Source organism: Streptococcus mitis, from assembly GCF_022137125.1.
In the GTDB taxonomy this organism is placed as follows: Bacteria; Bacillota; Bacilli; order Lactobacillales; family Streptococcaceae; genus Streptococcus; species Streptococcus mitis_CE.
In genome coordinates this window covers 33,166-51,608 of record NZ_JAKNEQ010000011.1, presented here as the reverse complement: position 1 = coordinate 51,608, position 18,443 = coordinate 33,166, and the positions used below count along the sequence as shown (strand labels likewise).

General features: G+C 39.7%; 18 protein-coding genes. 1 reads left to right on the top strand and 17 read right to left on the bottom strand.

The features are described from left to right. Positions 1 to 104 precede the first annotated feature (104 nt). The 5 genes from L0P31_RS09035 to pbp2a all read right to left on the bottom strand — a co-directional run bounded on the left by L0P31_RS09035 (position 105) and on the right by pbp2a (position 3,881). Positions 105 to 584, bottom strand: a complete 480-nt coding sequence (locus L0P31_RS09035; protein WP_033684722.1) for a transcriptional regulator — start codon at positions 582 to 584, stop codon at positions 105 to 107. Between the two features lie 120 nt (positions 585 to 704). Further along, complete coding sequence (gene nusG / locus L0P31_RS09030; protein WP_000376740.1) at positions 705 to 1,241, bottom strand: transcription termination/antitermination protein NusG; 537 nt, start codon at positions 1,239 to 1,241, stop codon at positions 705 to 707. Between the two features lie 53 nt (positions 1,242 to 1,294). Continuing rightward, positions 1,295 to 1,471, bottom strand: a complete 177-nt coding sequence (gene secE, locus L0P31_RS09025) for a preprotein translocase subunit SecE (protein WP_001210990.1) — start codon at positions 1,469 to 1,471, stop codon at positions 1,295 to 1,297. Between the two features lie 9 nt (positions 1,472 to 1,480). Then, positions 1,481 to 1,633, bottom strand: coding sequence for a 50S ribosomal protein L33 (gene rpmG, locus L0P31_RS09020; RefSeq protein ID WP_001809375.1), 153 nt, complete (start codon positions 1,631 to 1,633; stop codon positions 1,481 to 1,483). 52 nt (positions 1,634 to 1,685) lie between these two features. Continuing rightward, complete coding sequence (pbp2a, locus tag L0P31_RS09015; protein WP_238096600.1) at positions 1,686 to 3,881, bottom strand: penicillin-binding protein PBP2A; 2,196 nt, start codon at positions 3,879 to 3,881, stop codon at positions 1,686 to 1,688. 86 nt (positions 3,882 to 3,967) lie between these two features. On the opposite strand from pbp2a, the gene L0P31_RS09010 reads away from it, so the two are divergent. Beyond that, the gene (locus tag L0P31_RS09010; protein ID WP_337926986.1) at positions 3,968 to 4,843 is read left to right on the top strand and encodes an RluA family pseudouridine synthase; all 876 of its coding nucleotides are present in this window, start codon (positions 3,968 to 3,970) and stop codon (positions 4,841 to 4,843) included. A 68-nt stretch (positions 4,844 to 4,911) separates the two neighbouring features. Here L0P31_RS09010 and gap read toward each other — a convergent pair whose 3' ends face one another. The 12 genes from gap to L0P31_RS08950 form a co-directional block, all read right to left on the bottom strand. After that, on the bottom strand, positions 4,912 to 5,922 hold the full coding sequence (gene gap / locus L0P31_RS09005) for a type I glyceraldehyde-3-phosphate dehydrogenase (RefSeq protein WP_020903608.1): 1,011 nt from the start codon (positions 5,920 to 5,922) through the stop codon (positions 4,912 to 4,914). A gap of 318 nt (positions 5,923 to 6,240) precedes the next feature. Further along, the gene (gene adhE / locus L0P31_RS09000) at positions 6,241 to 8,892 is read right to left on the bottom strand and encodes a bifunctional acetaldehyde-CoA/alcohol dehydrogenase (RefSeq protein WP_238096598.1); all 2,652 of its coding nucleotides are present in this window, start codon (positions 8,890 to 8,892) and stop codon (positions 6,241 to 6,243) included. Positions 8,893 to 9,191: 299 nt separating this feature from the next. Further along, complete coding sequence (locus tag L0P31_RS08995; protein WP_238096596.1) at positions 9,192 to 9,602, bottom strand: MORN repeat-containing protein; 411 nt, start codon at positions 9,600 to 9,602, stop codon at positions 9,192 to 9,194. Further along, the gene (locus tag L0P31_RS08990) at positions 9,589 to 10,032 is read right to left on the bottom strand and encodes a low molecular weight protein-tyrosine-phosphatase (RefSeq protein ID WP_120770666.1); all 444 of its coding nucleotides are present in this window, start codon (positions 10,030 to 10,032) and stop codon (positions 9,589 to 9,591) included. Before L0P31_RS08990 ends, L0P31_RS08995 begins: the two co-directional genes overlap by 14 nt. A 46-nt stretch (positions 10,033 to 10,078) precedes the next feature. Continuing rightward, complete coding sequence (yajC, locus tag L0P31_RS08985; RefSeq protein WP_001069289.1) at positions 10,079 to 10,378, bottom strand: preprotein translocase subunit YajC; 300 nt, start codon at positions 10,376 to 10,378, stop codon at positions 10,079 to 10,081. A 116-nt stretch (positions 10,379 to 10,494) separates the two neighbouring features. Further along, positions 10,495 to 12,471 carry a transketolase gene (gene tkt, locus L0P31_RS08980; protein WP_238096594.1) on the bottom strand — a complete coding sequence of 659 codons (1,977 nt, stop codon included), beginning with the start codon at positions 12,469 to 12,471 and terminating at the stop codon, positions 10,495 to 10,497. A gap of 113 nt (positions 12,472 to 12,584) precedes the next feature. Beyond that, on the bottom strand, positions 12,585 to 13,676 hold the full coding sequence (gene ulaG / locus L0P31_RS08975; RefSeq protein ID WP_001134226.1) for an L-ascorbate 6-phosphate lactonase: 1,092 nt from the start codon (positions 13,674 to 13,676) through the stop codon (positions 12,585 to 12,587). Positions 13,677 to 13,787: 111 nt separating this feature from the next. Beyond that, positions 13,788 to 15,461, bottom strand: coding sequence for a BglG family transcription antiterminator (locus tag L0P31_RS08970; RefSeq protein ID WP_238096592.1), 1,674 nt, complete (start codon positions 15,459 to 15,461; stop codon positions 13,788 to 13,790). A 166-nt stretch (positions 15,462 to 15,627) separates the two neighbouring features. Beyond that, a complete protein-coding gene (locus L0P31_RS08965; RefSeq protein WP_001077566.1) occupies positions 15,628 to 16,335 on the bottom strand; it encodes an L-ribulose-5-phosphate 4-epimerase in 708 nt (235 codons plus the stop codon). Between the two features lies 1 nt (position 16,336). Next, positions 16,337 to 17,200, bottom strand: coding sequence for an L-ribulose-5-phosphate 3-epimerase (locus L0P31_RS08960; RefSeq protein ID WP_238096590.1), 864 nt, complete (start codon positions 17,198 to 17,200; stop codon positions 16,337 to 16,339). Positions 17,201 to 17,203: 3 nt separating this feature from the next. After that, positions 17,204 to 17,869, bottom strand: a complete 666-nt coding sequence (locus tag L0P31_RS08955; RefSeq protein ID WP_023947938.1) for a 3-keto-L-gulonate-6-phosphate decarboxylase UlaD — start codon at positions 17,867 to 17,869, stop codon at positions 17,204 to 17,206. A 16-nt stretch (positions 17,870 to 17,885) separates the two neighbouring features. After that, entirely contained in the window at positions 17,886 to 18,371 is a 486-nt protein-coding gene (locus L0P31_RS08950; protein ID WP_033679597.1) for a PTS sugar transporter subunit IIA, read from the bottom strand. Positions 18,372 to 18,443: the final 72 nt, after the last annotated feature.

Here is an 18,443-nt window from a genome sequence, read left to right as displayed (position 1 = left end):
GACCAACGGACCTGAGCTGTTATTTTCAACTCTTACTATTATACAGACTTTTTCTAACTTGTCAACAACTTTTTTAAACTTTTTATGTTTTTTTGTATGACTCCCTAATGAGTACGGATATCAAACTCCTTAAACACAATACGTAAGTCTCTTAATACTCTTTGACGCCCTCGGAAGCGTTCATGTCTTAAGACGCGTTCTAACTCTTCTTGTTTGTCTTTACTTTGTTTGTTTCTATAATCTCTTAGTGTCTCATGAAAGAGATAATACTCATCTAGCCACAGACCTCCCTCACTGATACGATGACTAATCTCACCTACTTCTTCATAGGGTTCTTTATCATATCTACGCTTCTGGCTTTCTTGTTTACGAATATAATCTAGAATTCGATTTCGGAACTTGGTTTTGAAGTATTTACGTAAACGAGGAATATCTTCTACTAGCTCTTCTTCTCTACTGATCAATTCATGTAAGCAGAGCATACCCTCTTGGTCCCAATCCGATAGTTCCCATAAATGCAAGTAATATTCATTTCTACTCTTATACACAATTCCCTGGACTTCTTTATACAATTCTTTAAACATAACGTCCCCCTTTCTAGATACAGTCTAACAGATTCAGAAACACTTTTGGCACGTTTCATCCATTCTGTTCCCTACACAGTCTAAACTGCACAAAAAAGAGAGGTCTTGCCTCTCTCAGGGTTATAATTCTGCAATTTGGTTTAGGTTTACTTCTGCAACTGTGTCATTACCAAACATAGAGATAATCATCTTCACTTTATTGTTATCAATCTCTGTAATCTTACCAGTATAGTCTGCAAAAGCACCATCAATGATACGTACAGTTTGACCAACTTCAACATCGATATCAAACTCTTGTACAGTTTGTCCCATAGAAACCAAGATATCACGGATTTCTTGTTCCAATAATGGAGTTGGTTTTGATCTATTTCCGTGAGATCCGACGAATCCTGTAACGTTTGGTGTGTTTCGAACAACAAACCAAGCTTCATCTGTCATCACCATTTCTACAAGAACATAACCTGGAAAGCGATTCTCTTCTACTTCTTTTCTCTTTCCATTTTTTTCAACTTGCACTGTTTGTGTTGGAATTTCAACACGTAAAATATTATCCAACATATTGTAGGTTTGTGCACGTTGCAATAGATTTTCTTTTACCTTATTTTCATAACCAGAATAGGTTTGTAAGACAAACCATCCTTTATCAAAACTATCCATGATACTTCCTTTCATAATAGAAGATTTCTAGCGTGAATAACTCCACAGGTCTTCTAAAAAATGTTAATAAATCGAATCAAACCTGAAACAATCAACTTGTCAAAAATATAAATAATCACAACAAAGAAAGCAGTGTATTCCATGATAGAACGAAAATCTCTCCAGCTTTCCTTGCGAGTTGGCCATGTTGTGTCTTTAAGAAGTCTAAAAATATCTCCAATAAAACGCATCGCTCTCTCCTATCTCGTTTCTCTGTGTGTAGTGTACTTACCACAATGTTTACAAAATTTATTTACTTCTAGTCGTGTTGGCTTGGGGTTTCCGCTGATCTTGATTGAATAGTTTCTCGAACCACAAACCGCACAAGCTAGGCTTGCTTTTTTTAGTGCCATAACGCCTCCATCCTATCTATTATAACAAGAAAGCTAGGCTTTGACAAGCATCTTAACGAAATAGATTGACTACCGAATCCCATATCGTTTGAGCCTTTTCCTTAATTTTAGCATCCGAGATAGCACGGCTAGCCTCATCTACCAGATTTTGTGCACGACTTCTAATATCAGAAAGGCTATTATCCGCCTGATTTTCTTCATTACTCTGTACTTGATTTCTTGTATTGGCTGGTGCAATTCCATTTTGCTTATACGCATTTTCAACTGTAAAGGTACTTCCTGGCGTATAAGGTAAAATGGTATTGGCAATGTTTCTAAAGACATGGGCTGCACCGTTTGAAGTAGATCCTGCTAGATAGTGATTTTCATCAGTCGTAGGGAAACCAAGCCAGTGACTAATCACTACATCCGGTGTATAACCAATCACCCACTGGTCACTTGTGTATTCCGGATTAAAAACAGCTTCAGTTGTTCCTGTTTTTCCTGCCATGACATAGTCTGCAGGTGATGAACTAATACCGGTACCGTTGGTGAATGTCCCCAACATCATACTGGTCATCTTGTCAGCTACAGACTTATCAATCACCCGTTTTTGTGAATTTTTATGGCTCGCAATGACCTGACCACTAGCATTTTCAATTCTACTAATAAAATGAGCTTCCGGCATTAAACCTTCATTTGCAAAGGCAGCATATGCTTGAGCCATTTGAAGAGGGTTGGTTTCAACACCGCTTCCCAAGGCGACACCAAGAACACGATCGACCTTTTCCATGTTGAGTCCGAATTTTTCGCCCGCCTCAAAAGCCTTATCAACGCCCAAATCATTAACAGTGGCAACAGCAGGCAGATTAAGCGATTCTGCCAAGGCTTGATACATAGGAACTTCTCGACTCGTTTTGATCCCGGCATAGTTATCAACCTTATAGCTGTCATACTGCATAGTATGGTTATCCAACTGCTTATTCAAAGCCCAGCCAGCTTCAACTGCAGGCGTATAAACAACTAAAGGCTTAATTGTAGAACCAGGGCTACGTTTTGATTGAGTTGCATAGTTGAAATTCCGGAATCCAGTTTTATCATTGCCAGCAACCTGACCGACAACTCCACGAACTCCACCTGTTTTCGGTTCGAGAGCTACACTTCCTGATTGAGCAAATGTTCCATCCTCTGCCCTCGGAAATAGCGATGTATTTTCATAGACAACCTGCATATTTGCTTGATAGTTTTGGTCCAGCTCTGTATAAATGCGGTAGCCATTATTGACAATTTCTTCCTCTGTTAGATTATACTTGGAAACGGCTTCGTTAACCACCGCATCAAAGTAAGAAGGATAGCGGTAATCTGAGATTTTTCCTTCATACTTATCGTGCAATTGCGAAGTCATATCAACTTCTGCAGCTTCGGTTTCTTGATTTTTATCAATATAACCCGCTGCCAGCATATTTTGCAAGACAGTATCACGACGATTAGTAGAATCTTCTACAGATTTCAAGGGGTTATATAGCTCTGGACCCTTTAGCATCCCTGCCAGAGTCGCAGCTTGATCCAGACTCACTTCTGATGCAGAAACTCCAAAGTATTTCTTACTCGCATCTTCTACACCCCACACACCATTTCCAAAATATGCGTTATTAAGGTACATGGTTAAGATCTGATCCTTACTATATTTTTTTGTTAATTCTAAGGCAAGGAAAAATTCTTTTGCTTTTCTCTCGACAGTTTGATCCTGTGATAGATAGGCATTTTTAGCCAGCTGTTGGGTAATAGTAGAACCACCACCTGAACGACCAGCAGTTACAATAGCCAAGAAGAAACGACCATAGTTAATTCCGTCATTTTTATAAAAAGAACGGTCTTCTGTCGCAATAACGGCATTCTGCAAATTTTTACTGATATCAGTCAATTCAACATAAGTTCCTTTTTGACCAGACAAGGCACCAGCCTCCTTTTCTTCACGGTCAAAAATGAGAGTTCGAGTTTTCAAGGCATTTTGCAAATCATTGACATTGGTTGACTTGGCTACAGCAAACAAATAGGTTCCAACTAGCAAGCTTGCACTCAAACCTAGTATAAGGACAATCTTTGTTAGATGATAGCGACGCCAGAATTTTCGAATTGGACCTACTTGGGCTAATTTTTTTCGATCACTACGAGAGCGACGTAAGCTAGTAGAATCAGAGTCCTCTAGTTCACTTGTTTCTTTTTTAAAAAGAGAAAGAAATTTCTCGAATAATTTATCTAATTTCATGCGTTTATTTTATCATCTTCATCATAGGAAGACAAGAATTTAGCTATTTCCTATCAAAATAGGTCTTTTTTTGTTACAATATCTGTATGAAATTCACATTTACATTACCAGACTCTCTACCTCAAATGACGGTAAAGCAATTACTTGAGGAACAACTCCTCATCCCTAGAAAAATCCGTCATTTTTTGAGAATCAAGAAACACATTTTGATTAATCAGCGAGAAGTTCATTGGAACGAGACGGTAAATCCTGGAGATATTTGCCAGTTAACTTTTGACAAGGAAGATTATCCCGAAAAAGAAATCCCTTGGGGCAATCCTGACCTCGTTCAAGAGATTTATCAAGATCAACACTTGATTATTGTCAACAAACCAGAGGGGATGAAAACGCACGGCAATCAACCAAACGAAATTGCTCTTCTTAACCATGTCAGTGCCTACGTTGGCCAGACCTGTTATGTCGTTCATCGTCTGGACATGGAAACCAGTGGCTTGGTTCTCTTTGCTAAAAATGCTTTTATTCTACCCATTCTCAACCGCTTATTGGAGAAAAAAGAGATTTCCAGGGAATATTGGGCACTTGTTGACGGAAATATCAACGGCAGAGAGCTTGTTTTCAGGGACAAAATCGGACGTGATCGCCATGATCGTAGAAAAAGAATAATTGATGCAAAAAATGGGCAATATGCTGAAACGCAGGTAAGCAGATTAAAGCAATTTCCCAACAAAACAACTCTTGTTCGTTGCAAACTAAAGACAGGTCGAACCCATCAGATTCGTGTTCACCTTGCTCATCATAGCTTCCCAATCCTGGGTGACCCTCTCTATAATAGTAAATCAAAATCAAGTCGGCTTATGCTTCATGCTTTTCGACTTTCCTTTACTCATCCACTCACCTTAGAAAAATTGAGTTTTACTGCCCTCTCGAATACTTTTGAAACAGAAATAAAAAAAAATGGATGATTGTGTCATCCATTTTTAAATATTTAAAAAGCAAGACCAGAGGCCTTGCTTTTTTATCAACTCAAGAATTATTTAGCGATTTTTGCGAAGTATTCAAGAGTACGAACAAGTTGTGCAGTGTATGACATTTCGTTGTCGTACCATGATACAACTTTAACCAATTGTTTACCGTCAACGTCAAGAACTTTAGTTTGAGTTGCGTCAAACAATGAACCGTAAGACATACCTACGATATCTGAAGATACGATTGGATCTTCTGTGTAACCGTATGATTCGTTTGAAGCTGCTTTCATAGCTGCGTTCACTTCATCAACAGTAACGTTCTTTTCAAGAACTGCTACCAATTCAGTTACAGAACCTGTTGGAACAGGAACACGTTGAGCAGCTCCGTCCAATTTACCGTTCAATTCAGGGATAACCAAACCGATTGCTTTAGCAGCACCAGTTGAGTTAGGAACGATGTTAGCTGCAGCAGCACGAGCACGGCGAAGGTCACCTTTACGGTGTGGTCCATCAAGAAGCATTTGGTCACCAGTGTAACCGTGGATAGTAGTCATCAATCCTTCTACAACACCAAAGTTATCATGAAGAGCTTTAGCCATTGGAGCCAAACAGTTTGTAGTACATGAAGCACCTGAGATAACTGTTTCAGTACCATCAAGAACGTCATGGTTAGTGTTAAATACAACTGTTTTAACATCTGATCCACCAGGAGCAGTGATAACAACTTTCTTAGCACCACCAGCGTGCAAGTGTTTTTCAGCAGCTGCTTTAGTAGCAAAGAAACCAGTTGCTTCAAGAACGATGTCTACACCGTCGTTAGCCCAGTCGATTTGTTCTGGATCACGTTCAGCAGAAACTTTAACGAATTTACCGTTAACTTCGAATCCACCTTCTTTAACTTCAACAGTACCGTCGAAACGACCTTGAGTTGTGTCGTATTTCAACAAGTGTGCAAGCATAACTGGATCTGTAAGGTCGTTGATACGAGTAACTTCAACACCTTCTACGTTTTGGATACGACGGAAAGCAAGACGACCGATACGTCCGAAACCGTTAATACCAACTTTAACTACCATTAGTGATTTCCTCCTTATGAAAATCATGAAATTTTTATTGTGAAAAGAGTAACTTGAATCACTACAAATCACCTTTCAACAAACCTATTATATAACTATTTAAGTTTAATTGCAAGTACGGGCGTTGTTTTTTGTCTATACCCCACTTATTTTTCTTTCTCCTTCAAAAGCCTATACTGCTGTCTTTCTTTGTCTACCTAGTCATTTCCCACTTTTCTTTTGAGATAAAAATCTAAAACAGAAAGCTAAAATTTATTTTCGATACTCCAATTTCACAAAAAAGAGACAGGAAATTCCTGTCTCTAGGCTGATAAACGATTATTTACGGCGTCCTGGTCTTTCTTTGTAACCATAGTAAGAATCTTCGATGATTTCTTGCATATGGTCAACCATTGGAAGGCGTGGGTTAGCTGGTGAACATTGGTCTTCGTAAGCAAGGAAGGCTAATTCACGTGAATGTTCTTTCCATTCTTTTTCGTCGATACCTTGTGCTTTGAAGTTCATTTGGATACCTACGCGCTCACCAAGTTCGTAGACAGCTTTTGCGTAAGACTCCACACCTTCTTCTGGAGTAGAAGCTGGAAGTCCAAGCATGCGTGCGATATCTTGGTATTTTTCATCTGCACGGTAGTAGTTGTACTTAGGCCATGTTGCTGTCTTAGCTGGACGTGTACCGTTGTAGCGGATGACGTATGGAAGCAAGATAGCATTTGTACGACCGTGAATTGTGTGGAATTGCGCACCAATCTTATGAGCCATTGAGTGAGAAATACCTAGGAAGGCATTGGCAAAGGCCATACCAGCGATTGTTGAAGCGTTATGCATTTTCTCGCGTGAGTGGAAGTCTGCATTCTTAACTGAGCTTTCAAGGTTTTCGAATACAAGCTTGATGGCTTGAAGTGCAAGTCCGTCAGTGTAGTCGCTAGCCATTTGTGATACGTAAGCTTCAGTCGCGTGAGTCAATACGTCCATACCAGTGTCCGCAGCAACAACTCCAGGAACTGTCAATACCAAGGCAGGGTCTACGATTGCCACAGTTGGTGTCAATGAGTAGTCAGCGATTGGGTATTTACGGTTGTTTGCTTTATCAGAGATAACGGCAAATGGTGTTACTTCAGATCCTGTACCAGATGTAGTTGGAATCGCGATGAATTTAGTCTTCTTACCAAGCAATGGGAATTTGAAGGCACGTTTACGGATATCCATGAATTTTTGAACAAGGTCACGGAAGTCCACTTCTGGTTGTTCGTAGAAGAGCCACATTACTTTAGCGGCATCCATTGGAGATCCACCACCGAGAGCGATGATTGTATCTGGTTTGAAGGCACGCATAATCTCAGTACCACGTTCAACCGTAGTGATATCTGGGTCTGGTTCTACATCAGCAAAGATTTGGTAAACCACCTTATTGCGACGAAGGTCAAGTTGTTCGATGATACGATCAAGGAAACCAAGCTCTACCATGGCATGGTCAGTAACGATCATGACACGTTCAACGTCACGACATTTTTGAAGGTATTGAATTGAATCACGTTCAAAGTATGTTTTTGAAGGAAGTTTCATCCATTGCATGTTATTTCTCCGTCTTCCGACTTTTTTGATATTCAAGAGGTTAATGGCACTAACGTTATCCCCAACTGAGTTGCGTCCGTAAGAACCACATCCGAGTGTCAATGATGGCAAGAAGGCATTGTAAACATCCCCGATACCACCGAAAGTAGAAGGTGAGTTACAGATAACACGAATAGCTTTAACAGCTTTACCAAATTCTTTAGTTAATTCTTCGTCAGCTGTGTGGATAGCTGCTGAGTGTCCAAGACCGTTAAATTCAACCATTTGACGAGCTTTGGCAATACCATCTTCACGGCTTTCAGATTTCAAAACTGCGATAACTGGTGATAATTTTTCACGGGTCAAAGGCTCGCTTTCACCAACTTCTTTACATTCTGCAGCAAGAATGTTTGTTCCTTCTGGAACTGTAAATCCTGCTTGCTCTGCAATCCAAGTTGCTGGTTTACCAACGATGTCAGCGTTCAATTTCGCACCAGCACAGTTTTTGCTGTTTGCTTTCACGCCGAAGCAGAATTCTTCAAGAAGAGCTTTTTCTTTTTTGTTTACAAAGTAAGTGTGGTAAGATTTGAACTCTGCTACAAATTCATCGTAAATTTCTTTGTCAATGATAACCGCTTGCTCTGAGGCACAAACCATACCGTTATCAAATGATTTAGACATAACGATATCGTGTGCTGCTTGACGGATGTTTGCTGATTTTTCAACATAAGCTGGAACGTTTCCGGCACCTACCCCAAGAGCTGGTTTACCACATGAGTATGCGGCTTTAACCATGGCATTACCACCTGTTGCAAGGATTGTCGCAACACCTTCGTGGTTCATAAGGGCACTAGTTGCTTCCATAGATGGTTCAGTGATCCACTGTACGCAGTTTTCAGGAGCTCCTGCTTTAATCGCAGCATCACGAACGATTTGAGCTGCGTGAGCTGATGATTCTTGAGCTGATGGGTGGAAGGCAAAAACGATTGGATTACGTGTCTTCAATGAAATCAATGATTTGAAGATTGCTGTTGATGTTGGGTTTGTTGTTGGAGTGATACCACAGACAACACCAACTGGTTCAGCAATAAGAGTCAAACCTGTTACATCGTCTTCTTCGATAACGCCAACTGTCTTAGTGTGGCGCATGTTGTTTACTACGTGTTCACAAGCAAACAAGTTCTTAGTTGCTTTATCTTCAAATACACCACGTCCTGTTTCTTCAAAGGCATGTAAAGCCAATTCTCCGTGGGCATCCAAAGCTGCCACTGACGCTTTAGCTACGATGTAGTCGACCTGTTCTTGGTCGAGTTTACGCATTTCCTCAAGAGCAACTAAAGCTTTTTGCACCAAGCCATCGACATGCTTTTCAGCAGCGAGTTTTTTTTCTTCTGGTGTCACAGTTTTTTTATCAGCCATATTTTCCTCCATAGCTTTCAAGGATCGATATCCTTTGTTAATTTTTTCACAAGTTTATTATAACGCATTATTTCAACTTTGTAAACAGTTTCATAAACATTTCACAAAGAATTTTTGGTTACTTGTGAATTTTTTCTCATTATCTTTTCTCCACAAGCTTTTTCTTTAGAGTTTGTGAAATTTATTTCAAAAATTTTTTATTTCACAACCTTGCTTGGAAGAGAGACTTGGAAAGAAAAGGATTTGCAGGTAAGCGCTTACTTAAAGCTTATAACAATACCTCCTTTGATAAGGAGGCCCTATTTTTGTTGAAAAACGCCTTGTTTAAAAGTTCCTTCATAAACGACTTCTTGTTCTGTTGTTAGTTTCCCTTTTCCTTCAGCCTGACCATTTACAAAATCACCTTCGTAGGTCCAGCCTTCTTTAGATTGAAAGGTACCTTTTCCATTGAAGGCTCCATTGCTGAAACCACCTGTATAATGGTCCCCGTTTTGGAAGGTAATGGTACCTTGCCCATTCATTTTACCACGGATAAGACTGCCGTCGTAAATAATCGTTCCATTATCAAGCTTTAGAACTCCTTTTCCGGGAATATTTAGAAAAAAGACGAGTACAGCACAAAAAACAATGGCAACTACTGCTAAAAGCTCTAAACGTGGACGAGTCAGATAGACACGATACTTCTCGTAAAAATTCTCAAGATTTTCCATCTTCACTCTCCTTTTCTAAACATTCTAACCAAGCCCTGCAACCCTCTTGAACACGTCGATAGGTTTCCTCAAAATCTCCTGTATACCAAGGATCTGGAACACTTTCAGATGCGAATGAGTAAATCTTATCTTTACAGTCTGCTGGACACATCTGACGTAAGTCAGAAACATTTGAAGCATCCATACCGATAATATAATCAAAGGCTTCAAAATCTTCCTTACTAATCTGAAGCGATGTCTTGCCTTTTTCATAAGGAATCTCATACTGTTGAAAAATCCCTTGAGTTCCCTTATGAATCGGATTACCATGTTCCCAAGAGGAAGTCGCTCGACTTTGGATTTCATAATTATCTGTCATTGATTTCATAACAAACTCGGCCATAGGGCTGCGACAAATATTCCCCAAACAGACAAAGACTAGTTTTTTCATCCCATTTCCTTTCTTTTATAGAAAAACGGGAGTTAGTAATCCCGTCTTATTTTTCAATTGCGCCTTCTAGTGAAGCTGTTTCTTTCAGCGGTAATACGGTCTTGATAGCAGCTAGTTCAAAAGTCAAGTAAACTCCATCTACATCAAGAACAATCGTTCTCTTCTCAGTATCTACTTCATCGACTGTTCCGTAAAGTCCACCGATTGTAATCACTTCATAGCCTTTTTGCAGTTTATTTAAGCTTTCCATACGTTTTTGTGCTTGTTTCTTTTGAGAGCGTTGCATAAAGAACATCAAGCCTAACATCGCCACAAGCATGATTAAAAATGTATAATTTGGATTCATTGTTTTCTCCTTTGTATTTTACATAGGACTACTATATCAAATTTCAGTTACTTTTACAAGGTTGTACCTTGCTTTTCTAGTAAGAAAAACCAGAGCTTGCGCCCTGATTTTTAGGATTATTTCAAGTTTTGAACGACTTTTACAAGATTTTCAACAGTAAAGCCATATTCTGCCAATACTTTTGGTGCTGGAGCAGAGGCTCCAAAGGTATCAATACCAAGAACTGCACCATCTAGTCCAACATATTTGTACCAGTTTTGAGTTGCACCCATTTCGACTGCAACACGACGGCGAACTGCATTTGGAAGAATTTCTTCCTTGTAAGCCACATCTTGTTTATCAAAGACATCTGTAGATGGCATGCTGACTACGCGGACTTTTGCACCTTGACTAGCCAATTCTTTGGCAGCTGAGACAGCAAGATTAACCTCTGAACCTGTCGCAATCAAGATGGTATCAAAGTCTGATGCATTTTCATAGACAACATAGGCACCTTTTGCAACCTTGTCGAAGTCTGTTCCTTCTTCAACAGTCAAGTTTTGACGTGTCAAGACAAGGGCAGTTGGTGTTTTTTCACTTGTCACTGCAAGGTACCAAGCCGCTTGCGTTTCACGCGCATCTGCTGGACGGAAAACATTTAGATTTGGCATAGCACGAAGACCTGCTAAGTGTTCAACTGGTTCGTGCGTTGGGCCATCTTCCCCGACTGCGATTGAATCGTGGGTAAAGACATAAGTCACAGGAAGTCCTTGTAAGGCTGACAAGCGAACGGCTGCCTTCACATAGTCAGAGAAGACGAAGAAAGTTCCACCGTATACACGAAGTCCACCGTGAAGGGCCATCCCGTTCAAGATAGTTCCCATTGCAAATTCACGAACACCAAACTGAATGTTACGGTTCAAGCGATTAGTATCGTCTTGAAGTCCGTCAGTCTTGATATAAGTCATGTTTGAGTGAGCAAGGTCAGCTGATCCACCTAGGAAGGTTGGTAACTTAGCCGCCACAACATTCAAGGCATCTTGGCTTGAATTACGAGTTGCTTGAGAGAAACCATTTTCTAAAGCTGGGAAGTCTGCTGGAGTCACTTCAACTGGATCACGTCCATCAATAATGGCTTCTACTTCTGCAGCCAATTCTGGATGCGCTTCTTTATAGTCAGCAACTAATTTTGTCCAAGCTTCATAAGCTGATGCGCCACGGTCTGCAACATGTTCTTTGAAATCAGCATAAACTTGTTCTGGAATTTCAAATGGTTCGTAGTCCCAACCAAGCGCTTGACGAGTTGCTGCAGTTTCATCTGCTCCAAGAGGAGCACCGTGTACGGCATTAGTTCCTTGTTTGTTTGGAGAACCGTATCCAATAACCGTCTTCACTTCAATCAAAGATGGCTTGCCTGAAGCTTTAGCTGTTTCGATAGCAGCATGAATAGCTCCCAAGTCTGTTCCATCTTCAACCAAGGCAGTATGCCAACCGTAGGCATTGTAACGGTCACGAACACTTTCTGTAAAGGAATCCTTTGTCTCACCATCCAAGTTGATGTCATTTGAATCATAAAGAACAACCAACTTGTCTAGTTTTTGCAAGCCTGCGTATGAAGCTGCCTCGCTTGAGACACCTTCCATCAAGTCTCCGTCTCCACAGATAACGTAAGTATAGTGGTCAAAGATATTGTAGCCTTCGCGGTTATATTTAGCTGCTAAGAAACGTTCTGCTTGGGCAAAACCAGTAGCAGTTGAAATCCCTTGACCTAGAGGACCTGTTGTAGCATCAATTCCTGCTGTATGACCAAATTCTGGGTGACCTGGTGTTTTTGAACCCCATTGACGGAAGCTCTTGATTTCATCCATGCTGACATCTTCAAAACCAGAAAGGTGAAGAAGGGCATAAAGGAGCATTGAACCATGACCAGCTGAAAGAATAAAGCGGTCACGGTTAATCCAGTTTGGTTGATCTGGATTGATACGAAGTTGTTTTGTAAAGAGGCTATAAGCCATCGGAGCTGCTCCCATAACCACACCTGGGTGACCTGAGTTGGCTTTATTAATGGCGTCAATACCTAGGAAACGAATTGCATTAACAGATAGATTTGACATAGAATTTCCTTTCTATTTGAGGTGATTATTGAATCACACATTCTATTTTACTATTATATGAAAATTATCGGTATCATGCAACATACGGATAACATCCATAGAATATTTTTATATTATAGCAAAGCTTTAAATTGAATGTTAGAGTCTTGTTCAAAACAATCATCAAAACCACGTGGATGATGGTATTCTACTAAGTGTTGATCTTGAGGATAAGTGTACTTACCGCCAACTTCCCAGATAAATGGATGGAAATCGTATTGCAAGCGATCTTTTCTCATTTTCCAAAGTTCTAGAATCTCATTAGTAGAAGCCATGAAGTTAGACCAGATATCATAGTGAACTGGGATAATGACTTTGGTACGCAGATTTTCTGCCATACGAAGAAGGTCGATAGATGTCATTTTATCTTGGATACCTACCGGATTTTCACCATAGTTATTCAAAGCAACATCAATTTTAAAGTCTTTACCATGTTTTGCAAAATAGTTTGAGAAGTGAGAATCTGCACCATGATAGATGGTTCCACCTGGTGTTTCAAAGATATAGTTAACAGCCTTTTGAGCCATTTCTTCATCTGTAACAGCTAAGCCAGCAAGTTCACCGCCTGTCTCATCAGCACCGTTCACTGGGAGAGTTACCAAGCAAGTACGGTCAAATGATTCTACTGCATGAATCTTCATATCTTTTAATTCGATAGTGTCACCTGGTTTAACAACGATGATACGTTCTTTTGGAACACCCCATCCTTCCCAGATTCGTCCACAGTGGTAAGGACCGATAAACTTAACATGCTCTAACTTAGGATTGTTGAGAATTGCTGCAGCTGTGTATGGGTCGATATGATCACTATGGAAGTGTGAAACTAAGTAATAGTCTAGTTCGTTGATAGCAAATGGATCGATAACCATTGGCTGAACACGCAAGTTTGGTTGCAACTTACGAACACCTGCCATATTTGCCATTTGGTGCCCACGAACCATATCTTTCACTTTTTTGGTTGATTTTCCACGGTTTGACCAAAGGTCCATGACAACGTTAGCACCACCTGGTGTCTTAATCCAAGTACCACAGTTGCCTAGCCACCACATGGCAAAATTGCCTTCAGGTACGACTTCTTCTTCGATTTCTTCGTTCAACCATGTTCCCCACTCTGGGAAAGTAGCTAAAATCCATGACTCTCTTGTAATTTCTTTGACGTTTGGCATATGTTGCCTCCTTTGGATATAATTGTTATCTTTGAAACTAGTATACCACCCTTCAAAACACTAAAAAAGACCAAGAAAAACACAGGTTTGTGTTCATCATTGGACTGTCCTTCAAATATCTTCCAAAAAAGCTTGAACTACTATTTCTTGATTTATAAGTGTTTGAACCTCTTCTTGGAACTTACTAGCCAACTTGCTGTCTACAATATAAGACGAAATAAGACTAGAAAGATTTTCTCTGAAACTTTTGCTCTCATTACGAAATATATTGTGTTTAAGATAGTCTAGCATTTTCAAAATATCTTCTGCTTCAAGGATAGGATTAACCCTTAAAATCGGAAATCTGCTATCCAAATCATCATTAGTAGTAATCACTACATCAACTTGTGCAATATCTTCCACACTCTTAAATTGTTCTGTTGTAAATACAGTGCCAATTTGCTCATTTGGAAAATAAAGTTTGCATTGTTTCAGCAAAAGTCTCGAAACCGCAACACCTTCATCACAAACGAGATAAACTTTTTTCATATTTTTTTGAGACGATGGTGTATACTTTAAAAATCCTCCAATATGAATCGTCAAATAGGCAATATCATCGTCTGTTAGCCGAATAAACCATGCTCCTTCTAAAATTTCCGCAGATTTTCTAGTGACTAAAAATAATTCTCCATACTTGGATCGAATTTGTTTTGTTAGAGGATTTTTAGAAAAAATACCGTACGTCTTTCTAAATAACAAGGCTTTACAGTGGATCATCAAATTTCGTAACAAATCATCCTTGTTCTCAATCTCCATTCGGATTTGTGATTCAAAATACCAGATAAATTCTTCTAAAGCAAGTTTTAATTGCCGAAAATCATCACTTTCTGCATGAATATCCAAATCTTTACGATAGGAGAGGAGAAGAACAGCTACAAGAGAAACTTCAAGTTCTGACAAAGAAATTTCAAACTTTTGAAACAACCGCTCTCCTAATTTCTTAGACACCTGATACTCTATTCTTTTTCTTATCAAAGAAAATTCTTTCTCTATATCCTGATGTCTTTCTTGATACTGTTCAACATTATGACAGCTTAACAGCAAATAAGGTAGAACCTGCAACATAAAAGTTACTTCATGATGGTTTATTTTCTTCCCTAAATCTTGTTCAACTAAAGGAACCTGTTCCTTAAAAAATTGGTTCATTTCAACAGAAAGCAAACACTCACCATCTAACCTCTCTTTCATCTTATCTTCTAAAATAGATACAAAAGTGGCATTTTCTTCCATAAAAATATGATATAGAAGCGATTGAAGATACTGAATTTTATTAAGGGGGTGGGCATGAAGATGGTATCCCTGTGACTTGCTCACTTGCAAGGTCACCTGATATTGTTCCAAAGTTAGTTGATAACGAATACTATTCAAATCATTGAGAACAGTATTCCTAGACACCTCTGTTAACTCCATCAATTTTTCAATCGTAATACGTTCTTTAGAAATACCTATCCATAGTAACATTATCATCATACGTTCATGCGCACTCATGATATAATCGTACGAATCTACTTCCGATAATAGTTCACAACAAGCATCTCTCTGCTCTTCCGTTAAGTGAATACCAATTCGTGGAATACTAATGATATGAAGCGCCTCGTCACCCAAAGCAGCATTGATTTTGTCAATGTGATAATAAATTTTCCTTCTTGACTCTTTCAAATCTTTTGAAATCGCCATAATCGTTTTGGACGTTTCTTGATCCATCAAATATTGAAGTAAATCACAACTTGCCTTATCCAGTACCATATTTCATACTCCTCTATCAATCAACTGCCTTGAAAACAACTTTATAATAGTATCACATTCACTAACGCATTTCAATTATCAACAGTAGTCTCTTAATAACGAATACTTACAATTACAAAAGCGAGGCTTGGATCGAAAGGTCCTAGCCTCTTTTCAATTCAATTTCTTATTTCTTTTGACCGTAATAAGCATTTGGTCCATGCTTACGTTGGTAGTGTTTTTCTAGAATGTACTGAGGAGCAGGTTCAACTCTTGGATTGATTTGTTCTGTAAAGCGATTCATCTTTGATACTTCCTCTAGTACGACAGAGTGATAAACAGCATTCTCTGGATTTTTTCCCCAGGTGAATGGACCGTGATTGCGTACAACAATACCTGGTACTTCAACAGGATTGAGACCACGACGCTCAAATTCTTCTACGATAACCAAGCCAGTATCTTTTTCATAGGCTACTTCTACTTCATCTTTGGTCAAACTACGAGCGCAAGGGATTGAACCGTAGAAATAATCTGCATGGGTTGTTCCATAGAAAGGAATATCACGTCCAGCCTGTGCCCAACCAACTGCTTCTGTCGAATGGGTGTGTACCACACTACCAATCTCTTGCCATGCCTTATATAACTGCACATGAGTTGGGAGGTCAGAAGATGGTCTTAAATCTCCTTCTAGAACTTGGCCATCCAAGTCCGTCACCACCATGTTTTCAGGTGTCAATTCGTCATAATCTACGCCTGATGGTTTAATAACAATGACACCTAGTTCGCGATTGACTTCCGATACATTTCCCCAGGTAAATTTAACAAGTCCATGTTTTGGTAATGATTGATTGGCATTACAGACTCGTTTACGCATATCGTTTATTACTTGATTCATCTTACATCAAACCTGCTTTCTTAATTAGTGGATAGAGAAAAGCTTGCGCCTCTTGAATGGCTGCGCGTGTTTCTTCTACAGTTTCACAATTTTCAGACCACATTTCGATTAGGAAAGGTCCATTATAATTGGTTTGTTTTAAAATATCGAAAGCTTCTTCCCATTTGACACAACCTTGCCCAAAAGTTACATCTCGGAACTGGCCCTTTGAACTTTCTGTCACTGTATAAGTATCCTTGAGATGGAGAGCTGCGATGGCATGATGCCCAAGATAAAATTCACTGTAGACATCATTATGCCATGCAGATACATTACCAATATCTGGGTATACAAAGAGGTAGGGAGAGTCAATCTCTTTTTCTACAGCCAAGTATTTTTCGATGCTATTGATGAAAGGATCATCCATAATTTCAATAGCAAGCACCACCTGAGCCTCTTCAGCCCAGTCACAAGCTTTTCTCAAATTTTTGATAAAACGTTGGCGTGTCTGGGGTGACTTTTCCTCATAATAAACGTCGTAACCAGCTAATTGAATAGTACGAACTCCCAAGTCTTGGGCTAATTCAATACATTTTTTCATGAGTTCTAGAGATTTTTCCTCTAGAACTGGATCATTTGATCCCAATGGGTAGCGACGATGGCCTGAAAAACAGATAGAAGGAATACGAACACCAGTTTTATAGATTGCTTTGACAACTTCCAAACGCTCGTCCTTGCTCCAGTCCAGTCTTGCTAAACGCTCGTCACGTTCATCAATAGACATCTCGACAAAATCAAAGCCTAACTCCTTGGCAAAATTTAAACGTTCTAGCCAAGTAAAGTGTGTCGGGGTTGCCTTTTCATAAATTCCAATTGGACGTGCCATGGTTTACCCCCAAATTCGTCTGATTTCATCCTTGAAGGCACGCGCTGCTCCTGCTGGATCTGCAGCCTCTGTAATTCCACGACCTGCGATAAAGGTAAAGACATCAACGCCTTCAAATAGTTTGAGAGTATCTACATCTAGACCACCTGTTACAGACACACGGAAGCCCATGTCGATAAGTTTTTTAACCTTATTAAGGTCTTTTTCACCCCAAGTCTCACCAGCAAGAAGTGCATCACGAGATTGGTGATAAATAGCTTGTGAGATACCAGCATCTAGCCAAAGCTGAGCTTGTTCAAAAGTCCAATCGCCATAAAGTTCAATCTGGATTTCGCCTCGGTCTCCACGTTCAGCCATGATAGCCTTTAGAGCCGCTTCCATAGTAGGGATAGTTGCACAACAGATACAAGTCATCCAATCGGCACCACGAACGGCATTATTTTTGGCAACTGTTCCACCAGCATCGGCACATTTTGTGTCTGCCACAATAATCTTATCTGGAAAAAGGCTTCGCAAGACTTCAACCAGTTCACTTCCAACTTGTAATAAGCAAACAGTTCCAGCTTCGATAATATCTACTTCCTGACCAACAGAAACAGCTGCTTTAATCGCTCCTTGCAAGTCTGAATGATCTAATGCAACTTGTAAATTAGGTATTCTTTTTGTCATCTCTTTATTCCTCTTTCTAACTTTCCAAATCCAATCCCTCGAGATAAGGGCTATCCTTAGATTCTTCAATCATCGTCAAGACATCTTCCTTAGTCTGGCAAACCTGTAAACGTGCGATAGAATCTTCTAATTCAAACAAGGCAATAATCTGTGGAATGGCTACACTTGTGTGAATTTTTGAGCTTGTTGCTGCTAGTGCCAACAAAACTGAAACTTCTTTCCCATCTGAAAATACAACAGGATTTTGTAAGGTGATCAATGAAAAGGCATCTCTTTGCACTCCAGCTTCAGGTCTAGCATGGGGCATAGCCATACCTGGCATTAAGATATAGTATGGGCCATACTCTTCAGTCGATTCAATGATAGCATCGTAATACTCTGGCAAAATTGCTCCACTTTCAATCAAGGGATCTACTGCTACCTTGACTGCTTCTTTCCAGTCTTTAGCTTCTAAACCTAGTCGGATCGAGTCATTGTCAATTAAAGCTTGTTTTAAATTCATATCTGCCTCCTTTATTTAAAGAGGGAGAAGGACAGAAACGATGACTCTCAGTTTCTATCCAGCCCCCTCCAA

What these genes read in the sequence shown, in the direction of transcription:
- L0P31_RS09035 (WP_033684722.1), bottom strand. Translation starts at nt 584, where the DNA reads ATGTTTAAAGAATTGTATAAAGAAGTCCAGGGAATTGTGTATAAGAGT.
- nusG (WP_000376740.1), bottom strand. Translation starts at nt 1,241, where the DNA reads ATGGATAGTTTTGATAAAGGATGGTTTGTCTTACAAACCTATTCTGGT.
- secE (WP_001210990.1), bottom strand. Translation starts at nt 1,471, where the DNA reads ATGCGTTTTATTGGAGATATTTTTAGACTTCTTAAAGACACAACATGG.
- rpmG (WP_001809375.1), bottom strand. Translation starts at nt 1,633, where the DNA reads ATGGCACTAAAAAAAGCAAGCCTAGCTTGTGCGGTTTGTGGTTCGAGA.
- pbp2a (WP_238096600.1), bottom strand. Translation starts at nt 3,881, where the DNA reads ATGAAATTAGATAAATTATTCGAGAAATTTCTTTCTCTTTTTAAAAAA.
- L0P31_RS09010 (WP_337926986.1), top strand. Translation starts at nt 3,968, where the DNA reads ATGAAATTCACATTTACATTACCAGACTCTCTACCTCAAATGACGGTA.
- gap (WP_020903608.1), bottom strand. Translation starts at nt 5,922, where the DNA reads ATGGTAGTTAAAGTTGGTATTAACGGTTTCGGACGTATCGGTCGTCTT.
- adhE (WP_238096598.1), bottom strand. Translation starts at nt 8,892, where the DNA reads ATGGCTGATAAAAAAACTGTGACACCAGAAGAAAAAAAACTCGCTGCT.
- L0P31_RS08995 (WP_238096596.1), bottom strand. Translation starts at nt 9,602, where the DNA reads ATGGAAAATCTTGAGAATTTTTACGAGAAGTATCGTGTCTATCTGACT.
- L0P31_RS08990 (WP_120770666.1), bottom strand. Translation starts at nt 10,032, where the DNA reads ATGAAAAAACTAGTCTTTGTCTGTTTGGGGAATATTTGTCGCAGCCCT.
- yajC (WP_001069289.1), bottom strand. Translation starts at nt 10,378, where the DNA reads ATGAATCCAAATTATACATTTTTAATCATGCTTGTGGCGATGTTAGGC.
- tkt (WP_238096594.1), bottom strand. Translation starts at nt 12,471, where the DNA reads ATGTCAAATCTATCTGTTAATGCAATTCGTTTCCTAGGTATTGACGCC.
- ulaG (WP_001134226.1), bottom strand. Translation starts at nt 13,676, where the DNA reads ATGCCAAACGTCAAAGAAATTACAAGAGAGTCATGGATTTTAGCTACT.
- L0P31_RS08970 (WP_238096592.1), bottom strand. Translation starts at nt 15,461, where the DNA reads ATGGTACTGGATAAGGCAAGTTGTGATTTACTTCAATATTTGATGGAT.
- L0P31_RS08965 (WP_001077566.1), bottom strand. Translation starts at nt 16,335, where the DNA reads ATGAATCAAGTAATAAACGATATGCGTAAACGAGTCTGTAATGCCAAT.
- L0P31_RS08960 (WP_238096590.1), bottom strand. Translation starts at nt 17,200, where the DNA reads ATGGCACGTCCAATTGGAATTTATGAAAAGGCAACCCCGACACACTTT.
- L0P31_RS08955 (WP_023947938.1), bottom strand. Translation starts at nt 17,869, where the DNA reads ATGACAAAAAGAATACCTAATTTACAAGTTGCATTAGATCATTCAGAC.
- L0P31_RS08950 (WP_033679597.1), bottom strand. Translation starts at nt 18,371, where the DNA reads ATGAATTTAAAACAAGCTTTAATTGACAATGACTCGATCCGACTAGGT.